15 protein-coding genes are annotated in these 19,375 nt (G+C 62.4%); 12 read left to right on the top strand and 3 right to left on the bottom strand.

The window, feature by feature from the left end:
- The first annotated feature begins 146 nt into the window (after positions 1-146).
- Together leuS and Q0H50_RS01150 are read left to right on the top strand one after the other, a co-directional pair.
- On the top strand, positions 147-2,720 hold the full coding sequence (gene leuS, locus Q0H50_RS01155; protein ID WP_294418432.1) for a leucine--tRNA ligase: 2,574 nt from the start codon (positions 147-149) through the stop codon (positions 2,718-2,720).
- A 190-nt stretch (positions 2,721-2,910) separates the two neighbouring features.
- Positions 2,911-3,546: an ElyC/SanA/YdcF family protein gene (locus tag Q0H50_RS01150; protein ID WP_294418446.1), complete on the top strand. Its 636-nt coding sequence runs from the start codon at positions 2,911-2,913 to the stop codon at positions 3,544-3,546.
- 45 nt (positions 3,547-3,591) lie between these two features.
- Here the strand turns inward: Q0H50_RS01150 and Q0H50_RS01145 are convergent, their stop codons facing one another.
- Positions 3,592-5,364, bottom strand: coding sequence for a helix-turn-helix transcriptional regulator (locus tag Q0H50_RS01145; RefSeq protein WP_294418431.1), 1,773 nt, complete (start codon positions 5,362-5,364; stop codon positions 3,592-3,594).
- Between the two features lie 406 nt (positions 5,365-5,770).
- Between Q0H50_RS01145 and Q0H50_RS01140 the strand changes: the two genes are divergently transcribed.
- From Q0H50_RS01140 to Q0H50_RS01120, 5 genes are all read left to right on the top strand, one after another.
- Complete coding sequence (locus Q0H50_RS01140) at positions 5,771-8,191, top strand: DMSO/selenate family reductase complex A subunit (protein WP_294418430.1); 2,421 nt, start codon at positions 5,771-5,773, stop codon at positions 8,189-8,191.
- A 27-nt stretch (positions 8,192-8,218) separates the two neighbouring features.
- On the top strand, positions 8,219-8,839 hold the full coding sequence (locus tag Q0H50_RS01135; protein ID WP_294418429.1) for a 4Fe-4S dicluster domain-containing protein: 621 nt from the start codon (positions 8,219-8,221) through the stop codon (positions 8,837-8,839).
- Position 8,840: 1 nt separating this feature from the next.
- Positions 8,841-9,698: a DmsC/YnfH family molybdoenzyme membrane anchor subunit gene (locus tag Q0H50_RS01130; protein WP_294418428.1), complete on the top strand. Its 858-nt coding sequence runs from the start codon at positions 8,841-8,843 to the stop codon at positions 9,696-9,698.
- A gap of 94 nt (positions 9,699-9,792) precedes the next feature.
- The gene (dmsD, locus tag Q0H50_RS01125; RefSeq protein WP_294361419.1) at positions 9,793-10,464 is read left to right on the top strand and encodes a Tat proofreading chaperone DmsD; all 672 of its coding nucleotides are present in this window, start codon (positions 9,793-9,795) and stop codon (positions 10,462-10,464) included.
- A 109-nt stretch (positions 10,465-10,573) separates the two neighbouring features.
- Positions 10,574-11,491, top strand: a complete 918-nt coding sequence (locus Q0H50_RS01120; RefSeq protein ID WP_294418427.1) for a DmsC/YnfH family molybdoenzyme membrane anchor subunit — start codon at positions 10,574-10,576, stop codon at positions 11,489-11,491.
- 120 nt (positions 11,492-11,611) lie between these two features.
- Here the strand turns inward: Q0H50_RS01120 and Q0H50_RS01115 are convergent, their stop codons facing one another.
- Positions 11,612-13,519 carry an MDR family MFS transporter gene (locus Q0H50_RS01115; RefSeq protein WP_294418426.1) on the bottom strand — a complete coding sequence of 636 codons (1,908 nt, stop codon included), beginning with the start codon at positions 13,517-13,519 and terminating at the stop codon, positions 11,612-11,614.
- 868 nt (positions 13,520-14,387) lie between these two features.
- Between Q0H50_RS01115 and Q0H50_RS01110 the strand changes: the two genes are divergently transcribed.
- The 4 genes from Q0H50_RS01110 (at position 14,388) to Q0H50_RS01095 (ending at position 17,634) form a co-directional block, all read left to right on the top strand.
- Positions 14,388-14,975, top strand: a complete 588-nt coding sequence (locus tag Q0H50_RS01110) for a tryptophan transporter (protein WP_294418425.1) — start codon at positions 14,388-14,390, stop codon at positions 14,973-14,975.
- A gap of 192 nt (positions 14,976-15,167) precedes the next feature.
- Positions 15,168-16,025, top strand: a complete 858-nt coding sequence (locus Q0H50_RS01105; protein ID WP_294418424.1) for an ATP-binding cassette domain-containing protein — start codon at positions 15,168-15,170, stop codon at positions 16,023-16,025.
- Positions 16,022-16,870, top strand: coding sequence for an ABC transporter ATP-binding protein (locus Q0H50_RS01100; RefSeq protein WP_294418423.1), 849 nt, complete (start codon positions 16,022-16,024; stop codon positions 16,868-16,870). Before Q0H50_RS01105 ends, Q0H50_RS01100 begins: the two co-directional genes overlap by 4 nt.
- A complete protein-coding gene (locus Q0H50_RS01095; RefSeq protein WP_294418422.1) occupies positions 16,867-17,634 on the top strand; it encodes an energy-coupling factor transporter transmembrane protein EcfT in 768 nt (255 codons plus the stop codon). The genes Q0H50_RS01100 and Q0H50_RS01095 overlap by 4 nt, the downstream gene beginning before the upstream one ends.
- Here the strand turns inward: Q0H50_RS01095 and Q0H50_RS01090 are convergent.
- Positions 17,629-18,468: a protein-ADP-ribose hydrolase gene (locus tag Q0H50_RS01090; RefSeq protein ID WP_294418421.1), complete on the bottom strand. Its 840-nt coding sequence runs from the start codon at positions 18,466-18,468 to the stop codon at positions 17,629-17,631. The genes Q0H50_RS01095 and Q0H50_RS01090 overlap by 6 nt on opposite strands.
- A gap of 321 nt (positions 18,469-18,789) precedes the next feature.
- Between Q0H50_RS01090 and Q0H50_RS01085 the strand changes: the two genes are divergently transcribed.
- Positions 18,790-19,375, top strand: a 586-nt coding sequence (locus tag Q0H50_RS01085) for a trypsin-like peptidase domain-containing protein (RefSeq protein ID WP_294418420.1), incomplete at its 3' end; no start/stop codon positions are given.

Here is a 19,375-nt window from a genome sequence, read left to right as displayed (position 1 = left end):
TTGCCGCGAAAGCTGGACAAGGTTTCCCCCAGCAGCCCGCTCGGCTTTCCTTGCCTGGGATGTTGCCGCTTTTTCCCCTCGGGAAAACACGGGGCTGCTACAATGAACCCTATGTGTATTACCGCGTCAGCCAAGGAAGATGGACGATGAAACAGTACAACCCTCACGAGATCGAACCTCGTTGGCAGAAGGCTTGGAAAGATTCCGACCTGTATAAGGTCACGGAAGATCACGCCAAGCCCAAGAAGTACGTGCTCGAGATGTTCCCGTACCCGTCGGGCGACATTCACATGGGGCATGTGCGCAATTACACGATCGGCGACGTCATCGCCCGCTATTCCAAGATGCGCGGCTTCGATGTGCTGCATCCCATGGGTTGGGACGCGTTCGGCCTGCCCGCCGAGAACGCGGCCATCAAGCATCATAGCCATCCGGCAAAGTGGACGTATGCCAACATCGAAACCCAGAAGGCCAGCTTCAAGCGTATGGGCCTTTCCTACGACTGGGATCGTACCGTCGTGGCTTGCGACCCCGAGTACTATCGCTGGGGTCAGTGGATCTTCCTGCAGTTCTGGAAGCGCGGCCTGGTAGAGCGCCGCAACTCGCCGGTGAATTGGTGCCCGAAGTGCCAGACCGTGCTCGCCAACGAGCAGGTCACCGAGGGCGAGTGCTGGCGCTGCCATAGCGCCGTCGAGAAGCGCGATCTGACGCAGTGGTACCTCAAGATCACCGACTATGCGCAGGAGCTTCTGGACGACCTGGACCAGCTGGACGGCTGGCCGGAGCGCGTCAAGCAGATGCAGGCGAACTGGATCGGCCGTTCCGAGGGCGCCGAGGTGAAGTTCACGCTGTGCGACAAGCAGGGCAATGCGCCTGAGAACCCCACGGAAGACGACCTGATCACCGTGTTCACCACGCGCGCCGACACCCTGTTCGGCTGCAGCTTCTTCCTGCTTGCCCCCGAAAGCCCCATCCTGAAGGGCCTGGTCGAGGGCACGGAATACGAGGCCGCGGTCATGCAGGTGGTCGAGGATGCCAAGAAGATCACCGCCGTCGAGCGTGCGCAGGGCAGCAAGGAGAAGCACGGCGCGTTCACCGGCCGTTACGTGGTGAACCCCATCAACGGCGAGAAGGTGCCCGTGTGGGTTGCCGACTACATCGTGGCCGATTACGGCACCGGCGCGGTCATGGCCGTGCCGTGCGGCGATCAGCGCGATTTCGAGTTCGCCAAGAAATACGACCTGCCCATTATCCCCATCATCTTGGGCGATGACGACCCGCTGTTCGAGCAGCTGAAAGACGAGCAGGGCCGCGTGGTTACCAGCGTCGACTGGGACAGCGCCATGGAGGCCGAGGGCCGACTGGTTCAGTCCGGCAAGTACACCGGCCTTACGGGTGGCAAGCACTCCGAGGGCGAGGAGGCCATCGTCGCCGATCTGGAGGCCGCGGGCCGCGGCAAGCGCAAGGTGGAGTTCCGCCTGCGCGATTGGCTGATCTCCCGTCAGCGCTATTGGGGCAACCCCATCCCGATGATCTACTGCGACAAGTGCGGCCTGGTGCCGGTGCCGGAAGAGGACCTGCCGGTTCGCCTGCCCGAGGACATCGACCTTTCCGCCGGCGAGACCCTGGCAACGCACGAGGGCTTCGCCAAGTGCACGTGCCCGAAGTGCGGCGGCGAGGCTCGTCGCGAGACCGATACCATGGACACGTTCACGTGCTCGAGCTGGTACTACCTGCGCTACACCGATCCGCACAACACCGAGCTGCCCTTCGACAGCGCGAAAACCAATCGCTGGATGCCGGTCGATCAGTACATCGGCGGCATCGAGCACGCCATCCTGCACCTGCTGTACAGCCGCTTCTTCACGAAGGTGCTGCGCGACTTGGGGATGCTGGACTTCGACGAGCCGTTCAAGAACCTGCTGTGCCAGGGCATGGTGCTCGACGAGCACGGCGACGTCATGAGCAAGTCCAAGGGCAACGTTATCTCCCCCGAGGAGATGATCGCGGGCTACGGCTGCGATGCCGTGCGCGCCTACATCCTGTTCATGGCCCCGCCCGATAAGGAGCTGCAGTGGAACGAGGACGGCCTGGCCGGCATGCACAAGTTCCTCAACCGCGTGTGGCGTATGGTGTACGACCTGGTGGGCAAGGCCGACGAGGACACGCTGTATCAGCCGGGCGCATCCGAGGCTGAAGCGGCAGCGGCGCGCAAGGTGCTGCTGCGCGAGCGTCATCGCGTTGCGGGCAAGGTCGTCGACGACTTCGATCGCAACAACTTCAACACCGCCATCGCCGCCATTATGGAGCTGGTGAACGCCATCGGCGATTACCTGCGCAAGGTGGGCCCGGAGCAGCGCGCCGCATCTGCCGATGAGCAGGCGCTTGCGACCGAGGTGGCCAACGTTCTGGTAAGGCTGCTGGCCCCCATCTGCCCGCATATGACCGACGAGCTGTGGCATGACGCGTTGGGTTGCGAGGGTTCCATCCACACGCAGGAGTGGCCCGAGTTCGACCCCGAGAAGGCCAAGGATGACGAGGTCGAGCTTGCCGTGCAGATCAATGGCAAGGTGAAGGCCCGTATCACGGTTGCCGCGGATGCCGACCAGGAAGCTGTGAAGGCAGTGGCGCTCGAGGCCGTGCAGGATGCCGTGGCGGGCAAGGACCTCAAGAAGGTCGTTGTGGTGCCCGGCCGCCTGGTGAACATCGTGGCGAAGTAAGCCGCGCATATATGACAGTCGAAACGACCCGGAGGATGCTCTGGGTCGTTTTGTTTTCGAGGTTAGGTTTCGGTGGCGTTGTTGCGCCGTTCCGGCGAAACGCTTGCCGTGGGGTTTCGCCGTTTGCTATTGTCAGTCTCCTATGAGTAGTTCGAAGAAACATAAGGGATGCCTGAGGCGGGTGCTGGATATGGTGCTGGCGGCGGTTTTGGCAGTGGTGGCGGTGTTCGCCATCACGAACGTGATTACCATCGTGGGCTCGAAAGGATCCATCGTCACCGCCGAGAAGGCCAGCATCGGCAACGCCGCCGCCATCGTGGTGCTCGGCGCATCGGTGCTGCCCGATGGGACGCCTTCGGGCATTTTGGCCGACCGTCTGGATGACGGAATCGCCCTGTATTTCGTCGGCGTGGCGCCGAAGATCATCATGAGCGGAGACAACGGCACCGCCTCGTACAACGAGGTGAAGGCCATGAAGCAGTACGCCATCGCGCAGGGCGTGCCCAGCCAGGATATCTTCTGCGATCACGCGGGCTTCTCCACGTACGAGAGCATGTATCGGGCGAAGTACGTGTTCGGGTGCGAGCGCATCGTGGTGGCCACGCAGACGTATCACCTGTATCGCGCGCTGTGGTCTGCGAAAAGCCTAGGGATGCAGGCTGAAGGCGTTCCCAGCGACTATCGCGAATATCAAAAGCAGCTGCAGTACGATATCCGCGAGATCCCTGCGCGCACCAAGGATTTCTTCAAGGCGCTCTTCCGCGTGCCGTCAACGTACGTCGGCGAGGCGATCAGCCTTGACCAAAGCGGGGATGTGACGAACTAACGCAAGATGGCCGCGTCGGATGCGCGGCCATCTTGCGTTTAGGGGCTAATCTTTCAGTTCTTTTGGATCGAACGTTTCCAGCAAGTCGACCAGCTCTTGTTTCTTGTGGATGTCCAACTTCGCGTAGATGCGCTTGCTGTGGGTCCGGATGGTGTTCTCCGAAACCACCAGTTGCTCGGCGATGCGGGCCACGGTGTTGCCTCGGGCGATGAGCTCCATGACCTCGGTCTCGCGTGCGGATAGGCGGTAATGCTGGCGGACCAAAGCAGCTTGCTTCGACAAGCGGTCTTGGTAGCTGGGGGCGTTGGCGTCGTGCGTCTGGATCCGTTTTGCGGGCTTTGCGGTGTTGGTGGGAACGGTCTCGTTGCCAAGGGGGCTTGCGGGCTCGCCGGCTGTTGCGCGGCCCCCGCTTTCCGCGCGCGCGATGATGATGGGCTTCGTCTCGAACGGGGAGGGGCCCTGTGCGCCGAAGGGGCAGGTGCCGGAGCCGATGCATCCCGCGTTTGCGGCGGGGAGCGTTTCGTTTTCCGTTTCGGCTTCGTCGAGGTCGGTTTGCCGCTCGTTGATATCGCCGATTTGCAGGGGAGCGCCGGCAACAAGCTCGATATCCTCTGCTTGGCTTGTGGCCAATGCCCGTTTGAAGCCGCCTTGTCCGATGAAGAACATCAGACCGAGCAAGTATACCGCCACCAGCGCAACCACGGCATCGGGCTGCATGCCGATGACCCGGATCTGCTCGGCGAACGTGCCGGCAAGGAATCCCACATCGTGCAGCGCATATACGATGCCAGCGAAGAAGCCGTAGATGAACACGGGGTTGATGCCTCGGTCGCGCGATGCTTGCGCGCACTGGATCATCATGAGCGCGATCGCCACGCTGTAAACCGCATATAGGATGGCGGCTTGCCATCGGGCGTAGCCGCCGCTGAAAAACGGAAGCACCAGAAACGAGGTGATGAGCAGCGGGAAGGCGATGCGGTAGGCGTTGGTCACGTTCATGCGGACGTTCTTGAACTGCCAGAGCACCAAGACGCCGACGCCCGCGACCAGGCATCCCGTCATGGACAGCAGGTTCACAAGGCTGCCGACCCGCGGGTCGCCGATGGCCAGTGAGCGCATGACGCCGGTGCAGAATGCGATGGCGCCGACGCACAAGGCGCTGCGCCAATAATCGCGCAGCACGCGGCGATACACTTGCGGGTGCTCGCGAGGGACATCCTCGAACATAGGCTGCCGAAGGTCGATCTGACGGCTTTTCAGCACGATGGCAAGCGCGAACAGCGGCATAAACACCAGGGGGATGAGAAACGCGGTCACGGCTTGTGGGATGGCGTAAAGCGCAAAGTAGAGAAGGGCGCCATAGGCGGTGCCCAGGATCAGGTCATGGTTGCCATGATCTGCGTCGAAGCTGGCGAACAGTCTTTGCCATAGCATGTAGAAACCGGCCGACCCCAAACCTAGAAGCGAGCCGCCGGCGATCACCAGCGGTTGGGCGATGCCGCGTAGGTAGATCGCCCCGATAAGGCAGCACCAGCCAAGCAGGTAAGGGGCGCTTGCAAGCATCACCATGAAGCGGCGCGTGGGCCCGGGGAAGTAGTACACTCCAACGGCGCTGGCGAAATAGCACAGCGAGAACACGAGCGATTGCATCAAGAAGAACCAGAACATGACCTCTGGGGTTTGGAAGTTCATGGGCAAAAACGGGAACACGCCGCCCCATACGCCGGCGGCGTTGATGGCAAGGAACAGCGCGTATCCAAGCGATGCGGTGTTCGGCTTGAATGTGCGGGCTATGTTGGAAATGCGTGTGCGTGCCACAGAGATCCTCGTCGTCGGGCGCTGCCGTTCGCCTGCCTGCAAGAGCCGGTGGCGGATGGTCAAGCGCTCTTGTCTTCTGCGTGATTTCGCGGTTGTATGGCAAGAATGCGAAATCGATTACAGAAAACAGTATAGCGCGCAATTGGGCTCAGGCTGTCACATGCTGGAACGGGTGATAGCATGTGACCTGGGCAAACGCGAAATTCGCACGTTTTATGTGACACGGCGGGACGGTCAAGGCGATAAGGTTTCACCACCAAATCCGCGCTTGGAGGGTAGACGAGCCCGAATTTAGCAAGCAAGGGTGGTACGCGGCGTGCATGCCGCGCAAGGAAGATGCCGCGCCGCGGCGCGTTAGCGCGACCGTTTCGGCAAGGGCGAAAAGGAAAGAATGAAGGGGGAGGCAATGCAAGACATGCCAAGCATGAACCGCCGCACGTTCGTCAAGTCGACGGGCGCGCTGGGTGCTCTGGCCGCCGTCGGCGGCGCCGCTGCAACGGGTGCGAACCTGTTCGGCGCAACCGAGCGGGCGCATGCGGAGTCCGAGGAGAAGATCACGTGGGGCCACTGCGCCATCAACTGCCCGGGCCGCTGCAGCCTGAAATTTCACGTGAAGGACGACGAGGTCGTATGGGTCGACACCTGCACGAGCAAGGATGCCGGGTTCGATGACCCTCAGCCTCGTGCGTGCCTGCGCGGCCGTACGTATCGTCGTTGGATGAATCATCCCGACCGCATCAACTACCCCATGAAGCGCGTCGGCAAGCGCGGCGAGGGCAAGTTCGAGCGCATCTCTTGGGACGAGGCTATCGATCTGGCGGCAACGAAGCTCAAGGAAGTCATTGAGAAGTACGGCAACGAGGCTGTGTACCTGCCGTATGCGACCGGTGTTTCCGCGACCACTGCCCGTCCGTTCAATCGACTGCTGAACATGCTGGGCGGCAGCCTGAACCGCTATGGCGATTACTCTACCGCCCAGATCACGGCCATCACCCCTTACATGTACGGTTCCAAGAACAATGGGGGCAGCTCCTTCAAGAACGCTGAGGAAGCGAAGCTCATCCTTATGTTCGGCACCAGCCCCACCGAAACGCGTCAGGGCGGTTTGACCACGCATTACGATTGGGTGCAGCTGCGCGAGAAGACCGGTGCGAAGATCTATGTGATCGACCCTCGTATGAACGACTCCGTCATGGGTCATTCCGACCAGTGGCTGCCCATCAATCCCGGTACCGACGCGGCCTTGGTCGCGGGCATCGCGCACTATTTGATCAAGAACGACATGTGCGATATGGACTTCCTGCACACCTACTGCGTGGGCTTCGACGAGCAGACCATGCCTGAGGCGTATCGGGGCAAGAACATGTCCTATTTCGACTACGTCATGGGCACGGGCTACGACAAGGTGGAGAAGACGCCGGCCTGGGCTGCCAAGGTCACCGGCATCCCCGAGAAGAAGATCGAGGAGCTGGCTCAGGAAATCGGCACCACCAAGCCGCTGTTCGTGTGCCAGGGTTGGGGTCCGCAGCGTCGCAGCAACGGCGAGTGGACGGCTTGGTCCATCATGGCCCTGCCGTGCCTGGTCGGCCAGGTTGGCCTGGCGGGCACCAACAACGGCTGCCGCGAGGCCCGCAACAGCCCGACGCTGCAGTCCCTGCCGGCAGGCACCAATCCGGTGAAGGCCTCCATCTCCTGCTTCGTATGGACCGATGCCATCAAGCACGGTCCGGATATGACGGCCAAGAACTGGGGCGTGAAATACGTCGACAAGCTGAATACCGGCATCAAGTACATGATCAACTATGCCGGCAACTGCCTGACCAACCAGCATGGCGACATCAACTATGCGCACGATATCCTGGCGGACGAGTCGTTGTGCGAGTTCATCTTGGGTATCGATATCGTGATGACCGATTCCCTGAAGTACTCCGACGTCATCCTGCCCGATATGTTCCGCTTCGAGCAGAACTCTCAGATCGCCACGGGATCGAACTGGGGTTACGTTATCACCGGCACCCCGGCTACGTCCGTGAAATACGAGCGCAAGACCTGCTATGAGATGTGCGAGCTTATGGCCGACAAATTCGGCATCAAGGATAAGTTCACCGAGGGCAAGACTGAGCTCGAGTGGATGAAGGAGCTCTACGAGAAGTCTCGCGAGAAGGATGACGAGCTGCCGACGTGGGATGAGGCCGTGAAGATGGGCGTGTACACCCGCGAATACGCACCCACCGTTTCCATGAAGAAGTTCCGCGACGATCCTGCCGCCAATGCCCTGACCACGCCTTCGGGCAAGATCGAGATCTTCTCCGAGAAGCTGCTTAAAGATACCGAGGGTTGGGAACTGACCGACGGCGATACGCTTGCATGCCTGAATACGCTGCCTCCGATCCCCGCATACATCCCTGAGTGGGATGGCGTGGAAACGACCACCGATGAGTATCCGCTGGCGCTGGGCGGCTTCCACTATCGTGGTCGCCTGCATTCTTCCTGGGGCGGCATCGAGGAGCTGAAGGAGGTCAACCCGCAGGAGGCTTGGATCAATCCGGCGGATGCGGAGCCTCGCGGCATCGAGCAGGGCGACACCATCCATGTGAAGAACGAGTTCGGCACTATCGAGCTGCTGGCAAAGGTCACGCCGCGCGTTATCCCGGGTATGGTCGCCATTTCCCAGGGAGCTTGGCACGATGCGGACATGTCCTCTTCCGATCCCAAGGCTCGACTGGATAAGGGCGGCTGCATCAACACGCTGACCACGCATCGTCCGAGCCCGTTGGCCAAGGGCAACCCGCAGCATTCCAACATCTGCGAAGTCGTGAAGGCTTAAAGGCAGCGAGTACGAGAGGAGTAAGAGATGACTCGATACGCATTTCATTTTGACGGCACTCGCTGCACGGGTTGCAAAACCTGCGAGATGGCCTGCAAGGATTTCAAGGACCTGAGCGTCGGCACCGCGTTTCGCAAGGTGTACGAGGTGACGCTGGGCATGACCGAGCGCGATGCGAGCGGCTGCATCTCCAGCAGCTGCGTGAGCTACCCGCTGTCCATGTCGTGCAATCACTGCGATGACCCGGCGTGCACCAAGGTGTGCCCGACCACCGCAATGCACAAAGACGCGGAAACCGGTCTGGTGTCCGTGGACGCCGACAAGTGCATCGGCTGCGGCTATTGCCACATGGCGTGCCCGTACAATGCGCCGAAGGTCGATCGCGAAAAGGGCCACAGCGTGAAGTGCGACGGCTGCGCCGAGCGCGTCGCCGCAGGTGAAAAGCCGGTATGCGTGGAGGCGTGCCCGGCTCGCGCACTGGACTTCGGCACGGTCGAGGAAATGGCGAAGCTGGGCGATCGCGGAAACATCGCACCCCTGCCCGAGCCTGCCTACACGAAACCGAACCTGTACATCAAGGCTTCCGCCGATGCCCTGCCCGCAGGCGCAGAGGACGGCAAAGTCGTCAATCCCCTGGAGGTGATGTAGCATGATGGCAGAGTTGCCTTTGGCCCTGTTCACCACGCTGGCGCCTATCGGCGCGGGCGCGTTCGTCGCGCTGGCTGTTGCTTTCTTCACCACGAAGTTCTCCGATGAGCAGCTGCGGAAAATCGATCGCATGACCGCCATCCCGGTCGTTGTGCTGGTGGCCGGCTTTATCTGCGCGTTCTTCCACCTGGCCAGCCCCATGCATGCATTCGGCGTGTTCGCCGGCGTGGGCGCAAGCCCGCTGTCCAACGAGCTGCTCGCCGGCGTCGTGTTCGCCGTGCTGGCTATCGTCTACTGGATCGTGGCGCTTGCCGGCAAGCTTGGCGAGGGTGCTCGCAAGGGCTTCGCCGCCGTGGTGGCCGTGATGGCTGTCGTGTTCGCGTGCTTCACGGGCGCTGCCTACATGATGGAGACCATCGCTTCCTGGAACACCCCGATGGTTCCCGTCGCCGTGCTGGGCTTCAGCCTGCTGGGCGGCGTTTCCCTGGGCGTGCTGGTGCTGGCTCTGTCCGGCGCGCTCGAGGATGCTGCGAAGGGCGGCTTCAAGATGGCCGCGCTCGCTGTGCTAGTTGTCGGCTTGGTGCTGGGCGTGGTAGGCCTGTTGGTGCAGGTCATGAGCGTGTCCGGCATGGGCAACGCGCTGGTCGACGGCGCGGACCTGGTTGCCGCCGCCTCCGCTCCCATGTGGATCGGCGTGGTGTGCATGGTCGTTGCCGCGGCTGCTGCCTTCATGGCCTTGCGCAACTCGAAGTCCACGGCGCTTGCCGCTGCGGCTCCTGTGCTGGCCGTCGTGGGCGTGTTCGCTGCTCGTCTGGCGTTCTACGCGGTGCAGCTGAGCGTTGGCCTGTACATCGGCTAAAAGCTTAAGGGCCGATGCTTTTCGGGGCGCGTCCGGTTTGCGGGCGCGCCCTTTGCCTTATGATGGATGCCTTAAGCGATAAGGAGAGGATCGCATGACGGATCTTGACGCTGCGACGTTTGAGGGCGTTGCGTTTTTAGGGAACACGCTGGCCCCGTTTTTCCTGCAGGACCCGCGCACGGGCGTTGCGGGCGCCGAGTTTGCAGCGGTCGCTGCGCTCGATGCGCAGGCCGCCGGTGCGGAATGGCCGTTCGCCGGCAAGGAAGAGGCCGCGCGTTGCTTGGCCATGATGGTGGAGGGCCTGGCGTCGAGCTGCGCTTCCGGAGAGGGCGGCGCCTTTGCCGCGGACGATGACCTGACGTGGGAATACCGCCGTTTGTTCATCGGCCCGGGTGCGAAGCCGGCGCCGCCGTGGGGCTCGGTGTACACCGATCGCGAGTGCGTGGTGTTCGGCGCGACCACGCTTGAGCTGCGCGCATGGATGCGCGAGCATGGCGTTGCGCGAACCGCTGACGAGAAAACGCCGGAGGACCATATCGGGCTCATGCTCGCCCTTATGGCGTGGCTTGCGCAGAATCAGCCCGCCGACCTGGGCGAGTTCCTGAGCCTTCATCTCCTGACGTGGGCGGGGCATTTCCTGGATGAGCTTGCCGATGCCGCTGAGCATCCTTTCTATGAAGGCCTTGCTCGCTTGACGCGCGCAAGCTTGGACGGCGTTCAGGAGACGTTGGGGTTGGAGGTCGTCGTGCCTCGCTTCTACCGTTAAAATACCGGGGAAATGTTCGGTCCGGCGCATCGCTGCAAGCTGACGCGCCGGACCATGCGGGTGTTATGCGCGTTTCGCATCGTGCAGGGCTGCAAAGAGGGGGAAGCTGATGATTTCCGGGTTCGATACCGCGTTAAGCGAGGTGACGTTGGTGCTGTTCACCACGTTCGCCCCCTCGGGCGCCGTTGCCCTTGTTTTGGTTGCGGCGGTGCTGTTGTTTCCGAAGCTTGAATCGACGATGCGAGCGCGCATCAACACGTTCATGTGCATCCCTCTTGTGGTCACTATGGTGGGGCTTGTCGCATCGGCCACGCATCTCGGGAACCCGGCCAATGCGCTGTATGTGTTTCTGCACGTCGGCTCCAGCCCTCTTTCGAACGAAGTAGTCAGCGCGGTGGCATTGTTGGCATGCAGCGGCCTGTATTGGCTGTATTCGTTTTCGGTCAAACCCCTCGTATGGCTGCAGCGGCTGCTGCTGGCGATGATCGCGGTAGCGGGCATCGTGTTCGTGACGATGGTGTCCCTCGCGTACTCCGTCGACACCATCGTCACTTGGAGCTTGCCTACGGTGCCGATCTCGTTGTGGCTGAATGCCCTGATGGGAGGTCCTTTGCTGGCGGCTATCACGCTGTATGCCGCTCAATGGCGCGCGCTTGCGGGGCGTTTCGGCCTGCTGCTGATGGCAGTCCTCTTCATTGCGCTTGCGGCGAATACGCTCGTGTATATCGTGCAGGGCCGGCTGATGGGCGGCGTTGCGAATTCGGTGGTCGCGGCAGCCGATCTTGTGCCGCATTACCGCATGATGTTGCTGACGTTTGCATTGATGTGCGTTGCCGGTTGCGTGCTTGCCGCCTTCACGATGCATGTCGTGTCGAGGGAGGCTATGGCGCACGACGAGGGTGAACTCGCGTTCTCCAAGCGCGTGCTTGTTCGCCTGCTTGTCGCGTGCCTGCTGGTGTTCGCCGGCGTTTTCGTCATGCGCTTCGCGTTCTACATGGTGCATTTGACGGTCGGCCTTGCCGTATAGGTTTAGGCTGTAGAAAAACTCCCGCAACTGCAAATAGCGCGGTTGCGGGAGTTTTTTCGTTCTTGGAGAGGTCGCTCGCGTCGGACATCCCCGTTTCTTGCCTCAAAGCGGCGGCGCGCTCTACGCCCCGCGTTCCTCCAGGTATTTCTCCATGCTGAAGCGCGTGATGTCGCTTCGGTTGATGACGCCTACGATGACGCCGTCTTCGAGTACGGGCACCTTCTTCAAGTGGTTCTCGCCGAGCACGCGGCAGACTTCGGGCAGGTCGGCGTGCACGCTAACGCCGATGATGCCCTTCGCGCCGATGTCGGAGGCTTTCATGCCCATGAGGTGCTCCAGCTTGTGCGCGTAGTCCTTGTGGTCGGAATACGCGTCCACGGTTTGCACGATCATCACCACGGGGTCCATGATCATCTGGCCGCGTTTGGACAGGTAGCGCATGATGTCGCCGTCGGAGATGAATCCGGTCGGTTTGCCGGCGGCGTCGACCAGCGGCGCGGCGCTGATGCGGTTGTTCACCAGCAGCTGCATGGCTTCAAGCACGGTGGCGTCTTCGGGCAGCGTGTACACGTCGCGCTTCATGATCTGCTCGATGAGCGAGCGGTGCGCGTCGCCCTCGTCGGCGGCGGCGTCGTCGCCGGGCTTGTTGCGCACAAGGGCCACCGTCAGCACGAAGCCGATCGCGCACAGGGCCGTGGCCACGGCGAACGCCGCATGGATACCGAACACGCCGGCGGTCGCGGCGTCGGTGGAGCCGGATGCCATGTTGGTGGCGGCAGTGGACGTGGACACGATGACGGCGGTCCCCAATGAGCCCGCTACCTGGCGAAACGTGTTCTGCACAGAGGCCCCGTGGTTCATCAGCTTGTCGGGCAGCGCATTCATGCCCCAGGTGGAGATGGGCATGTTCACGAGCGACAGGCTGAACAGGCGCACCGTGTAGATGACCGTGAGCGTGATAAGCCCCGTGCCCGGTCCCATGAACATGAACGTGGCGGTAGTCAGCGCCAGCATGCCGGTGCCGATGACCGCTAGCACGCGCGGGCCGTGCTTGTCGAACAGACGGCCGGCAACCGGGCCCATGGCTCCCATGACGATGGCGCCGGGCAGGAGCACAAGGCCCGACGTAGTTGCCGAGAATCCCATGTAGGATTGCAGCAAGATGGGGATGAGGATGCCGCCGGCAAGCAGCGCGCCTTGCACGAGCATCACGATGATGGTGGCGATCAGGAACTTGCGGTTCGCCAGCACGCGCACCTGCAGCATGGGTTGTTCCATGCGCAGCTGGCGGCGGAAGAAGAACACCAGGGCAACCACGCCGATAATGACGCCGGCCGCCGAATCGGCGGTCACGCCATAGCTGCCGATGGCGGACAGGCCGTACAGCAGGCCGCCGAACCCGAGCGTGGACAGGATGACGGAGGCAACATCGAGCTTGACGTCCTTGTTCGTTTCACCGCCGCGTTCAAGCGCTGCGGCGGCGAACACGATGACCGCTGCGCACAGCACGGCGATGATCCAGAACATCACGTGCCAGTTCGCCTGGTCGATGATGATGCCGGCGACGGTGGGGCCGGCGGCGGGGGCGAACGCGATGACGATGCCGAACACGCCCATGGCGGTGCCGCGGCGATCGACGGGGAACGTCCACATGAGCACCGTCATCACAAGCGGCATGAGGATGCCGGCGCCGGCGGCCTGGATCAAGCGGCCGGAAAGCAGCACGGGGAAGTTCGGTCCCCAGGCAGCTAGCGCCGTGCCGGCGGTGAACAGGACCATGGACGCAAGGAACAGCCGTCGCGTGGTGAAGCGGTCGGTCAGAAACGCGGTGATGGGCACCATGATGGCGTTGACCAGCGTGAATCCGGTGGTCAACCACTGGGCGACGGCGGCGTCGACGCTCATCTCGCTCATGATCGACGGTAGCGCCGGCGCTACGACCGTTTGGTTCAGCACGGTGACGAACGTGCCGAACACCAGCACGATCAACATGACGATTTGCTTGCGGGTAAGCCCCCAATCAGCCATAGCGGCTCCTTTCCGCGCGCGTCCTTTTCCCGTAAGGGCGTGCGGGTCGGCCGACGAGCGCACAGGGCCAAGGCGGCTTTTAGGCTCGCTTAACGCGTTGCGTTGTCGGATTCGGTCAGAGAAAGCGTCAGGCAAAAACGACGTCCCCGTAGCGCGAAGGCGCAACGGGGACGTCGCTGATGACGCCGTTGTGTTGTTGATAATCGTAACGCGCGGAAGCTTGCATGGCAGGCGCTGCGGGCGGTCGACCACACAATCCTTGCGTGCGTGTCAAATCTTGCTCACAAATCACGGCCGCGTTCCGTGAACCGTTCGCCGGCAATATTTCGCGGTTGTTAATTCGCGGAAAATAGGGGTTGCGCATCTTCTCGGCATCCCCTATAGTTCGTGCCACAACTTAATACCTTGAAACCGTTGAGGCGAAAGTCAAGCCATCATAAGCGCTCACAGAGAGCGGGTGTTGCTGGGAATCCCGTAGAAATGCTGGGTGGTAAATGGTTCGCCGAGGGAAAGGGGAAAGGTTGGCGGATGCCGCGTTACCACGTGGCGGCCGTCAGCTGAGTATCTGGACCGTGAGCCTGCGTTAAGGGCAGAACATGTGTTGGCATGTTCGTGAGAGGGCTCCTTCGGGGGTCAAGTAAAGGTGGCACCGCAGATGTAACGTCTGTCCTTTATCTCAAAGGACGGACGTTTTTTATTTTGCGGGTTATTCGGGCCACGGGGCGCGGCGAGTCGCCATAGCTGCAAACCGGCCTTTGCTTGAAACCTGTAAGCCGATGATTCCTCATTCGCGTTCGTTGCCGGCAGACCGAAAGCCCGGGGACGGGCAATGACCGGCGGAAACCCCGCCAAGAAAGGAATGAGGATCATGACTCAAAACGTTGCAGCCCAGAAGCGTACGGTGGCAACCTCCGCGAAGAAGGAGGGCTTGTCTGTACAAGATCTTATCCTGGTAGCCGTGCTCATCGCCGCCGGCGCAGTCCTTAAGCTGACCGTTTCCAGCTTCCTTAGCTTTGCGGGTATGAAGCCCAATTTCATGATCGCCATGTATTGCTTGGCCATCATCCTCACACGTCCGAAAGTGTATCAATCCGTGGTGATCGGCCTGCTGGTGGGCCTGGTCAGCCAGCTTCCCATGTTGAACGCCACGCCGCTGGTGAACATCGCCTCCGAGATGCTGGGCGCTTTGGCGTGCGGCCTGCTGGTTACCGCGCTTGCGAAGGTTGCCGCCGATAACAAGGGCTTCCAGAACGTCGTCGCTCCCGTGATCATCACGTTCCTGTCCACCATCGTCTCCGGTTACACGTTCGCCATGATCGTGGGCGCCGCCGTTGCCCATCTTGAGCCGTTGGCCGTGTTCGGCGTATATGCCGTCATGGTGCTCGGTACGGCAACCATGAACGCCGTGCTGGCGGCCATCCTAACCCCGGTTCTGCGCGCCGTCTTGAAGCGTTAGCCGTTCGGAAGCCTGTTTGCAGCCGGATCGCTTGGCATGGCGACCCGGCTGCGGCGCATCGCCTTCGGTTTCGCCTCCATCCTTGCGCGCCTGCTTGTTTCGGTGAATCCGGTGCATCGCTTCGGCACCGCCGATCACTGCGCAAATCGTTTGATCTTCTCCTGAGAACCCATCATCAAGAAGGAACATCCCATGATCGAGATATCGCAATTCTCATTTCGCTATCGAGAGGGGGCCGAGCCCGTTCTGCGCGGTATCGACCTTGCCATTCCCGATGGCTCGTTTGTGGGCATCACCGGCGCCGCGGGCAGCGGGAAATCCACGCTCACGTATGCGTTCAACGGCATCATCCCGCACTGCTATCCCGGTGATTTCTACGGCAGCGTGACCATCGACGGGCTGGATACGTGCGAGGCGAGCCTGACCGACATCAGCCGCCTGGTCGGCAGCGTGTGCCAGGACATCGACTCGCAGATGGTGTCGTCGGTGGTCGAGGACGAGGTGCTGTACGGCCTTGAGAACTTCGGCGTGCCGAAAGACCAGGTGGAAGGCCGTATCGCCGAGGCGCTCGAGGCGATGGGTATCTCCGACCTGCGCCATCGCCCCATCGCCGAGCTTTCCGGCGGGCAGAAGCAGAAGGTGGCGGTGGCGTCGGTCATCGCGCTGAAGCCGCGCGTGCTGGTGCTCGACGAGCCGACGGCCGAGCTGGACCCGGCGTCGTCGCTGGCGGTGTTCGAGCTGCTGGCTCGTTACGCCCGGGAAAACGGCACCACGGTCATCGTGGTGGAGCAGAAGATCGCGCTGCTGTCCGATTTCGCCGACATGCTGCTCATCGTGGACGGCGGGCAGATCCGCTTCCGAGGAACGCCCGCCGAGGTGCTCGAGCACTCCGACGAGCTGCTGGAGATCGGCGTGAACTGCCCGCGTTCCACCAGCTTGGTGAACCGGTTGCGCGCACGCGGCCTGGCAAGCTCCCCGGCGGTGCGCAACGTCGACGAGGCGGTCAAGGTGTGCAAGCAGGTTCTAAGCGGGGAAGGGGCTTCGGCATGATCGAGTTCGAGAACGTGAGCGCGTCCTATGATGGCGAGCTGCCCATCCTGCGCGATGTGAGTTTCCGCATCCCCGACGGTGATTTCGTCGCGTTCGTGGGCACGAACGGCGCGGGCAAATCGACCACGATGCGCCTGGTCAACGGCTTGCTGAAGCCTTCGTCGGGTCGGGTTCTCATCGACGGCGTGCCCACCACGCAGCTGCGCACCAGCCAGCTGGCGGCGAAGGTGGGCTTCCTGTTCCAAAACCCTGATCGCCAGATCTGCTGTTCCGCCGTGCGCGAGGAGCTGCTGTTCGGCTTCCGTGCGCAAGGCCGCGCCGATGCCGAAGCGGAAGCGAAGGTGGACGCGATGATTGAGCGGTTCGGGTTCGACGGCGATGCCGAGCCGTTCCTGCTCAACCGCGGCACGCGCCAGCTTCTGGCGCTGGCGTCCATCATCGTGATGGAGCCGCCCGTGGTGGTGCTCGACGAGCCGACCACGGGCCTTGATTTCCGCGAGTGCGCCAAGGTGATGGACATCATCGCCGAGCTGAACGCTCGCGGCACCACGGTGATCATGGTGTGCCACGACATGGAGGTGGTGGCCGACTACGCTAAGCGGGTGATCGCCATGACCGCAGGTCAGGTGGTTGCCGATGGCGAAACGTTCTCCGTGCTGCGCGATCGCGACGTGCTGGCGCGCACGCATCTGCTGCCGCCGCAGGTGGTGGATATCGCGCTACGTTTGGCCGAGGACGGCGCTGTGGCGGCGGCATCGCCGGTGGCGTTGGCCGATACTCTCGATGAGATGGTCGATGCGCTTGCCGCTGCGGTGGGCGCTTGCGAGGGGAGGGACGCGCGATGAGGGGCTTCCTGGAATACGTGCCGGGCGACAGCTTGCTGCACCGAATGAACCCGGTGGCGAAGCTTGCTGCGGCGTTTCTGCTGGTCATCGCCTGTTTCGCTACCAGCAACCTTGTGCTGTTGGCGGTGGTGATCGTGCTTGATGCGGTGCTCGCCGCGCAGTGCAAGATGGTGCCGCAAACGCTGGGCCTGGCGAAGGCGGTGGCGTTGTTCTCCCTGGTTTTGGCGCTGATCGCGTTGCTGTTCACGCCGCAAGGCGACGTGTTGGCGCAGCTGCCGTGGGGCTACATCGGCACAGGGAGCGTGGCCGCGGCCGTGCTCATCGTGGTGCGCCTGGTCGCGTGCGCGGTGCCGCTGTTTCTGGTGTTCTATGTGACCAAGCTCACCGATATGGCGAATGCGCTGGTCAAAGTGCTGCACGTGCCCTATAAGTATGCGTTCACGTTCATGTCCACCGTGCATTTCATCCCCGTGTTCATGAACGATATGGCGGGCATCATGGAAGCGCAGACCGCCCGCGGCGTGGAGTTCGACGGCGGCTTCTTGAAGAAGGTCCGCCTGATGATGCCGCTGTGCGTTCCGCTGCTGGTGTCGTCGGTGCGTAAGACCAACAGCGCCGCCATCGCCGCCGAGGTGCGAGGCTTCAACCTGCGCACCCGGGAAAGCGGCTTCAAGGAGTACCCGTTCGCGGGCATCGACTTCGCGGCGCTCGCGGCGGCAGCCGCGATCTTGGCGGCCGCTATCGCGCTCGGCGTGCTGCTATAGCCTGTCGCTTGCGGGTTCCTTGTCCTTGCCGAGGATCGCGCGGTAGAAGTTTTCGTCCTGCTCGGTGTACACGTCGAAGATGACGTGCATGTCGGCGCCTGGCTCGTTGGCGGCGCGGGAGTCTAGCCATGCCTTCACCGCCTGCACGGCGATCTGCGCGCCTTCTTGCTGCGGGAACCCGAACACGCCGGTGGAGATGCAGCAGAACGCCACTGACTTCGCCTTCGCCGCACATGCCGCATCCAAGCAGCTGATATAGCACTGCGTCAGCTGTTTGCGCTGCTCAAGCGTCGGTTTCCCCTTCGTCATGGGGCCGACCGTGTGGATGATGCTCTGGGAGGGCAGGTTGTAGGCGGGCGTGACCTTCGCGCGGCCGACCGGCTCCTCGTAGCCCTGCTCCTGCATGATCTGCGCGCATTTCAGGCGCAGCTGCACGCCGGCGAAGGTGTGGATGGCGTTGTCGATGCACAGGTGCCCGGGGATCCAGCAGCCCAGAAGCGCGCTGTTCGCGGCGTTGACGATGGCGTTGCAGCGCAGCGCCGTGATGTCCCCTCGCCAGATGCTCAGGCGCGGGTCGGAGGCGATGCGCGCAAGCTCGTCGGCTTCCGTGATGCCCGGCTCGGCCACCATAAGCTGGAGCACGCGATCCTGTACCTTCAGGAACTCCGGCGATGCGGGCTTCGGCTCGCGCGTGTTCACCAGCGCGCGGAACTGCTCCCACTGCTCCATGAACCAGCGCGGGTCCTCTTGCGGCTCGACGTGCTTGCTTCCCGCGCCCCGCTCGTCCATCAGGTGGTTCACCAAAAAGGCTATGTCCTTTACCAATTGCATCATGGGGTTCGCGTCTCCTTCTTCGCTTCGCCGTCTTGTCGGGCCGTCCGCCGGCGCCGCGCCCGGGCGCTTCGCTGCCTGCCGTTCGGGCATGTCGATTCACGCTGGATAGAATAGCGCAAGGTTCGGGATGCCGCGTGCCTGCGCCGGCCCTTAGGCGTTTTGCGGGCCGCAAACCGTACACCAAAGGATGTAATTCAGTGACGTGCGGGTGACGAAACGGTGCAAGCGTCGTTGCGGCGGGCTGCGGCGTGGTAAGGTTGCCCTGTCAAACAAAACGTAGGGCGATAAGGGCCCTGCGCCTCCGATAGCAAGGAGCATGTCATGACCGATCAGTTCAACAACCAAAACGGCTATGGCCAGCCTGGGCAGCCGATTCCTCCTGCGCAGGGCTACCAGCAGCCCGGCTATCAGCATTCCTATACGCAGCCGGTGGTCGATGCTCAAAACCCCCGCAAAACCTCTTCCGGCCGCACGTTCGGCACGGCGTTCGCCGGCGCGGCGTTGGCATGTGTCATCGCGTTCGGCGGCTTCACCGTGTATCAGAATGTGACGGGGACCCCTTCCGGCAGCAACGTCACGCTGGGCGCGTCCACGAACACCGAGATCCAGGCGCAGTCCACCGATGATACGCTGCCCGAGGCCGTGGCGCAGAAGTGCCTGCCTTCCGTGGCCGCCATCGATGTGTACACGGCGCAGACCTCCACCGACATGTTCGGCCGCAGCACGTCCAGCTCCGGAACGCTTACCGAAAGCTCCTTGGGCAGCGGCGTGGTGCTTTCCGAGGACGGCTACATCATCACGAACAACCACGTGGTCGCCGGCGCCGACGCTTTGAAGGTCACCGTGGGCGGCGAGGAATACGATGCCGACGTGGTGGGCACCGACGAGTCCAGCGACATCGCCGTCA

It is taken from the genome of uncultured Senegalimassilia sp., assembly GCF_934632265.1.
Taxonomy (GTDB): domain Bacteria; phylum Actinomycetota; class Coriobacteriia; order Coriobacteriales; family Eggerthellaceae; genus Senegalimassilia.
Note: the sequence above shows the minus strand (reverse complement) of the source record. Positions and strands in the feature narration are given on the sequence as shown.